We start from the raw sequence: 6,289 nt of genomic DNA, 5'->3' as shown, positions 1-6,289 counted from the left end.
CAGGTACAACGCCACCGCGTCGGCCTTGAACTCCTCCGGATAGTGCTTCAGCGCCATCGATGACATCTCTTCCCCTGGACCTCAAGATCCAGTCTCCAAGGTGTCCACATCCAAGGGGGAAGGCCCGCCCTCGCCCGCGCCCTGCACCTGGACGGCGCCGAACGCGTCCACCTGCTCAACCTGGCCCAGACCGCCGACGGCACCGACACCCTCACCCGCCCCCGCCGCCGCCGCACCAAAGACCAGTGGAGGCCGCACCGCAGCCTGCAATGGACCCTGGACGCCATCACCGCCGGACCCGCGTTCGTCCGCAACGGCCGCATGGACATCCTCGCCGCCAACCAGCTCGCCCGCGCCTTCTACGCCGGCCTCTACGCCACCCCTGGTAACCAGGCCAACCTGGCCCGCTTCAACCTCCTCGACCCCGCCTCCCGCCGCTTCTACCCCGACTGGGAGCAGGCCGCCGACATCGCCGTCGCCATCCTGCGCACCGAAGCCGGCCGCAACCCCCACGACAAGGACCTGCACGACCTGGTCGGCGAACTGTCCACCCGCAGCGACGAATTCCGCACCCGCTGGGGCGCCCACAATGTCCGCCACCACGGCACCGGCACCAAACGCTTCCACCACCAGGCCGTCGGCGACCTCACCCTCGCCTACGAAGGCCTGGAGATGGCCGCCGAACCCGGCCTCACCCTCACCATCTACACCGCCGAACCCGGATCCCCCTCCGAAGAGGGCCTGCGCCTCCTCGCCTCCTGGGCCGCCACCCCGCAGACTTCGCCAACCCACTCCAGCGGCTGATCCCGCGCCCGGGCGCGAAGCCCTGGACGTGCAACTGCAGACGCGGCACCCCTGCGGCCCCTCGGACCTCACGGCACCCCTGGAGTGATCACCTACACGTCGTCATACGAATCGATTGACGACACCCAGCGGACGCGGCCAATGAACCCTGCCCGACCAGTGCCTCGAGGGCGCGCTGATCCAATCGGATCCAATGCCGATTGATGACAGGGTTTGATGACTGGCGGCATGGCGGACGGGAGCCGTTCCACCACCTGAAGGGGCCCCTGATGGCGAACTGGTCTACAAGCGGGTCTCCACCGACGAGCAGTCCGCCGCCCGACAGAACCTCGTCCTCGCCGAAGCCCAGATCGCCGACCCGGTGGTGTTCGAGGAACAGGCCGGGGCCTCCAGCCGCCTGCACCCGCTCCGGCGCCCGGCCTTCGGCGAACTGCTGGCCTACGCCCGGCCCGGCGACACCGTGCACGTCTCGGAGATGTTCCGCTTGGTGCGCGGCACCGGCCACATCCTCGACGTCCTGAACGTGCTGCACCGCGACCGGCTGGCGCTGCGCGTCCACGACGGCGCCTTCTCCGGCATGGACCTCACCGCTCGCCACCCCCGCGCCGGCGAACTGCTGTCCACCGTGAAGTTCATGGTCCAGACCCTGGCGGCCGCCGCTCCGCCCTCACCCCCGACCAGACCGCCGCCGTCCGCACCTTCTACTCCGGCGGGGCTTCGATCGCCGCCCTGGCCCGTCAGCACGGCGTCAGCCGCGGCGCCATCCGCACCGCCCTCGCCGACCTGCTGCCCGAAAACGCCGCCCCCGGCAGCCCAGACGTCCCGACCCCGGAGGCCCCGGTCGTCCTGGACGTGCCCGGCAAGGTCGCCGACTTCCTGCGCACCCTCGACCTGGACGCCGCTGAGCGGACCGCGCTCGACAGCGCCCCGGCACAACGCAAGGCCCGCCGCGAGTACGAGAACCGCGTCAACGCCCTCGCCCCGGCATAGCCAGACCACGAGCACCTTCACCTGTGGAAACAATGCTCGCCAGTACCTGATGACACCACCCATACCGACCCCGGCACCCCAGGGCGCCTCAACCAGCCAGCCCTGCGGCCCCTTTCTGTCATATTCCGGCCGCCCCCAAGAGACACACGGACAGCGGAGGACATGGCCGTCGCAAGTGCATCTGACCGTCGCTACAGCCGTCCGTGGCCACAAACAGAGTTGTCGCGGCCGGCGCGGCCTGGCAGCCATGATCGGCCCCGAAGGGAAGGCACAGACCAGAGGAAACGTGTCGGTGGGGTACATCGGAACGGCCAGTCACGCTAAACGGGCCGCGCCAGGCCGCTTAGCGTGACTTTTCGTTCCGTTGTACCTCACCCCCGAGTACGCCCCCAGGGGCAGCCGCATCAACGCCGTGTGCCCCGGCGTCGTCGAGACCCCGATGGTCGCCGACATGCTCGAGGGCCAGGCCGAGGCCATGGCCGAGATCATGAAGCAGCAACCCATCGGCCGCCTGGGCACCGCCGAAGAGATCGCCAACGCCGTCCTGTGGCTGTGCAGCCCGGCCGCCGCCTTCGTCATCGGCGTCGCCCTGCCCGTGGACGGCGGCTTCACCACCCACTGAGGTGCTCCCCGCGCACGCGGGGACGGTCCGGCGCCCTGCCTTATCCAACGGTGGACTGCACCTGCCGTTGTGTTCGACGGTGCCCATGTAGGTCAGTCGCCCCGCGCTAGTTTCATGAAGGGACGCGGTATGTAGTCATGCCTGCCCTCAACCGCCCCCGCGCTGTTTTCGGGTTCAAGAAGCCCAAGGAAGTGTTCGCCGAGCTACTGACCAGCGGAGTTGTTTCCACCGGTTGAGGGCAGGATTCGCCTGCTCAAGGGGCGCACGCGCGGGCCGGTGTTCGTCACCCACCGCAACCCGGCCCCGGAAAAGGTCCTCGCGCCGCGCGACGTGCGCCCGGGCACCGGTCCGGAGTCGTCGCGTTCCTGCGGGACCAACTGAAAGCCCCCTGGCGTGGTGGAGCCGTCTCCGGCGGCGCCACCGCACAGCAGCATGTGTGGACACGCCCCCTCGGTCACCAACGATGAGGCCCGCATCACACCGCCGTCGCCCCTTCGTCTCGCCGGGAGCCGATCTTGTCCAACTCGGCGAGTTCATCGCCGGAGAGCAAAAGTCCCGCGCCGGCGGCGTTCTCGCGCAGGTGCGCCACCGATGAGGTGCCGGGAATGAGCAGGATGTTCGGCGACCGCCGCAGCAACCAGGCCAGGGCGACCGACATCGGCGTCGCGTCCAGCCGGGCGGCCACGGCGGAAAGCGCCGTGGACTGCAGCGGGGTGAAGCCGCCGAGCGGGAAGAAGGGCACGTAGGCGATGCCCTTGTCGGCGAGGTCGTCGATCAGCTCGTCGTCCTGACGGTAGGCAAGGTTGTACATGTTCTGCACGCACACGATCGGCGCGATCGCCTGCGCCTCGGCGACCTGTTCCGCCGTCGCGTTGCTCACTCCGAGGTGCCGGATCAGGCCCTGCCGCTGGAGTTCGACGAGGGTTTCGAAGGGCTCGGCGAGTGAGCCGGGCCGGGGACCCTGAGCGTCGCCGAGCCGGAGGTTGACCACGTCGAGCGCATCGAGGCCGAGGTCATCGAGGTTCTCGCGGACGGCGCGGCGCAGGTCCTCGGGCTGCCGGGCGGGGGGCCAGCCGCCCTGCTGATCGCGGACCGCGCCGACCTTGGTCACGATGTGCAGCGATGCGGGATAGGGGTGCAGCGCTTCACGGATGAGCTGGTTGGTGACGCGTGGTCCGTATGCGCCGGCGGTGTCGATGTGGGTGATCCCGAGAGCGGCGGCCTCGCGCAGGACGGCGAGCGCCCCGTCGTGGTCGGCGGGCGGGCCCATCACCCCGGGGCCGGCGAGCTGCATGGCGCCGTAGCCGAAGCGGGTGACGGTCAGATCACGCTGCCGGCTGCAACGCCCCGGTGACAGGGTTCTCGCCACCCCGCCATACGGCCACAAACCCTGATCAACGATCCGAAGACAACGCCGTCACGGTGACGGCGTGGTCCGATGACTTGGTAGACGATAAAGGGATGGTCGGCGGGTAGTGGCTTCGGCCCGATGACCCAATCGAGGAAGCGCAGGCCGACGGCGTGGGTAAGGCCGGGCGTGGGAGCTTTCAGGAACTCGGCGAGAGCGGGGCGGTAAGCCTGGAAAGGCGCGCCTGTCTCCACGGCCGTCGCCAGCGCTCCGAAGAACGCGCTAAGGCTGGTCGCCCACTGCTCGGGCTCGGTGGCGCCCGACCCGATACCGAGCTCGTACACATGCCCGTAGGTCGGTCCGGGGTGGTGATCGACGAAGGCGAGACCGCCGTCGTTGGGCTCGGCGAACGGGACCCAAAGGTGAGGGTGACCCTCGACTCTGTCGTACGGGTGGGAACCGCGCATCTCCGGGCTCGTCAACATGTCCCGGTACCCGACGATGACCTCAGTATTGATCAGCTTGTGTCCCAGCGGCAGAAATCGTCCGAAGGGATCGCCTCCCGAGCGCGTGCCGTCGTGTAACCGCAACAGCGCTCTCAATTCAGGATGCAGCTCAATCTCGTACGCGGCCTCGACGGCGGCGATCTGCGCCTCACTCGCCGGAGGGGCCAGGCGGGTATGGTCCTCGGGCACATTCTCGGCGAGCCAGGTCGCGAAGCGCCTCCATACGCGCTGAAACGACTCCGTGTCCATCTGCGATCACCACTTGCCACGAGATCGACTGATCGATCGGACCGAGAAGATCTTACCGGCAAGACGTCGTTCCATACGGTTCTCGTCCCCGAACCATCATGCGAAACAAGATTGGGAACACGAGCCCGACCAGGCGACCAGTGCCCGTCGCCCGCCCGGCCCAGACGGTCGCGTTCGCGGTGCTTCCCAGCCGGTTGATCATGGAACGACACGCTCAACTGGGTCCCCCTGCCCGCCGCAACGTCCGCGACTACGAGCATCTGCCGACCCATTCCGAGGCGCACATCACGGAACGCAGCAGGTCCTCGCGGACATCGGCCACCCGGTCGATGCCGGCAGCAAGTTCACGGCCGCGCTGGGTGTAATCGGCGGCCACCTGCAGTTCGCCGTCGGAGCGAGCACGGTGAACCTCGACGACCTCCTCCCAGTCCTGCCCGGCCCGCGGCGGCCGCGCACCGGGCGGCGGGGCGTGGCGGCACAACTCGACGCTGACCGCGACGTCGCCTTGAGCGACGCCGGTGTGGACCAGCGTGCCGCACCACCGGTCCGGAGAGATCAGGCCGTTCATCAGACCGCCAGGCCCCGGCCGGCCGGGGCGCCGTCATCTTCGCTCAGCACGAACCCGTGGTGGTCCGCCCGGGGGCGGGGCCGGCCCGTAGCGGGCGACCAAGCCGTCGTGCTCGGCGGGCGGGGTCATGATCCTCCCGGTCGGGACGGGCGGCGGGCCGCTCGGGACCTCGATGATCGCACGCCGTTCTCTCACATAACTAGCATTATGTGAGACCCGAGCGGGCGGGAGCGAGTACGCCAGCACGCGCGGCCGGTGACCGGCCCGGCACGCCCGGCCGGACTTTTGAGCCTTCGGAGCCCCATTCGCGCGCGCGGGCGCGCGCGAGGCGGATGCCGGGGTTGAGTTGGTGCTGCGCGGATGCCTGGGCGCGTTGTGCGTCGCATAACCGCGGCGAGACCTCGGCAACCACGCGTCCGGACCTAGGGTCTGTCCTGTGGATCTCGATGAGCCAGCAGACCGGTCGCTCTGTTAGCGATCTACTATGCGCCTCATTGGCTTTACGGCCGGTGCGCAGTCCTCGCAGGCGTAAGCCGCGCTTCCGTCTGGGAAGCTACCAACCCTGATGCGCGGGCGCGGCCAACGCTTGTCACATACCAGGCACGCAGCGCCGTACCGTTGCGGCTTGGTAAGACCAGCAGGGTCGAACGTGGGTTCGCGAGCGTGAAGATGCTCTCCGCCCTCCGTTGTTCGCGCCGGGGGGCGGGCCTGCAGGACCGTCATGCTTTCGATCTTGCCTTCGAGTAGCGCCGGGGGATCTTACAGGGCTGTTACCAGGGGCGCCAGCTCGCCTGGGGCGGGTGGTGTCGTTGTCGTAGGCGAACATGCCCAGGTACGGCCCTCGCGGACCGGGGGTGTTGTCGCGCTTCAGCCTTAGTGCCCGTTTCAGGGCTGTTGTCCAGCCTGCGGGGAACACTCAGGCCATCTCGGGACAGGGGTGGGCGCGATGAACGAGACGTCGGGGGATGCGGCCGAGCCGAAGCTGCGTGTGAGGGTGGGGTCGGCGGGGCGGTGGGTGCGGGTTCAGCTGGCCGGTCAGCTGGATCTGGTGACTGCTCCGGCGCTGACCGACCGGGGGGGGTTCCCCCTGAGATGTGGACACCGGTTTCAGGCGGCAGCGGTGAGGCTACCTGTGGTTTTCTCGTAGTTGATCGGTGAGAGGTGGCCCAAGGCCGAGTGGCGGCGGCGGGTGTTGTAGCGGG

General features: G+C 68.9%; 6 protein-coding genes and 1 pseudogene. 4 read left to right on the top strand and 3 right to left on the bottom strand.

Features of this window, described 5'->3' with window-relative positions:
• Positions 1-108 precede the first annotated feature (108 nt).
• The 4 genes and pseudogenes from ACA361_RS42175 to ACA361_RS42160 all read left to right on the top strand — a co-directional run bounded on the left by ACA361_RS42175 (position 109) and on the right by ACA361_RS42160 (position 2,416).
• Complete coding sequence (locus ACA361_RS42175) at positions 109-804, top strand: transcriptional regulator (RefSeq protein WP_375020784.1); 696 nt, start codon at positions 109-111, stop codon at positions 802-804.
• A gap of 220 nt (positions 805-1,024) precedes the next feature.
• Positions 1,025-1,372 (top strand): annotated as a pseudogene (locus ACA361_RS42170) (recombinase family protein); the annotation flags it as partial.
• A 284-nt stretch (positions 1,373-1,656) separates the two neighbouring features.
• On the top strand, positions 1,657-1,794 hold the full coding sequence (locus ACA361_RS42165) for a hypothetical protein (protein WP_375020782.1): 138 nt from the start codon (positions 1,657-1,659) through the stop codon (positions 1,792-1,794).
• Positions 1,795-2,158: 364 nt separating this feature from the next.
• Positions 2,159-2,416, top strand: a complete 258-nt coding sequence (locus ACA361_RS42160; RefSeq protein ID WP_375020781.1) for an SDR family NAD(P)-dependent oxidoreductase — start codon at positions 2,159-2,161, stop codon at positions 2,414-2,416.
• A gap of 475 nt (positions 2,417-2,891) precedes the next feature.
• On the opposite strand, the gene ACA361_RS42155 is transcribed toward ACA361_RS42160, so the two are convergent.
• From ACA361_RS42155 to ACA361_RS42145, 3 genes are all read right to left on the bottom strand, one after another.
• A complete protein-coding gene (locus ACA361_RS42155) occupies positions 2,892-3,710 on the bottom strand; it encodes an oxidoreductase (RefSeq protein ID WP_375020783.1) in 819 nt (272 codons plus the stop codon).
• 26 nt (positions 3,711-3,736) lie between these two features.
• A complete protein-coding gene (locus ACA361_RS42150; protein ID WP_375020780.1) occupies positions 3,737-4,519 on the bottom strand; it encodes an SMI1/KNR4 family protein in 783 nt (260 codons plus the stop codon).
• A gap of 250 nt (positions 4,520-4,769) precedes the next feature.
• Complete coding sequence (locus ACA361_RS42145; protein WP_375020779.1) at positions 4,770-5,087, bottom strand: hypothetical protein; 318 nt, start codon at positions 5,085-5,087, stop codon at positions 4,770-4,772.
• Positions 5,088-6,289: the final 1,202 nt, after the last annotated feature.

The organism is Actinomadura sp. 21ATH, assembly GCF_041951345.1.
Lineage (GTDB): Bacteria > Actinomycetota > Actinomycetes > Streptosporangiales > Streptosporangiaceae > Spirillospora.
Note: the sequence above shows the minus strand (reverse complement) of the source record. Positions and strands in the feature narration are given on the sequence as shown.

Bases quoted from the DNA above. Each gene is read 5' to 3' on its own strand.
- ACA361_RS42150 (WP_375020780.1), bottom strand. From the start codon at position 4,519: ATGGACACGGAGTCGTTTCAGCGCGTATGGAGGCGCTTCGCGACCTGG.
- ACA361_RS42145 (WP_375020779.1), bottom strand. From the start codon at position 5,087: ATGAACGGCCTGATCTCTCCGGACCGGTGGTGCGGCACGCTGGTCCAC.
- ACA361_RS42155 (WP_375020783.1), bottom strand. From the start codon at position 3,710: ATGCAGCTCGCCGGCCCCGGGGTGATGGGCCCGCCCGCCGACCACGAC.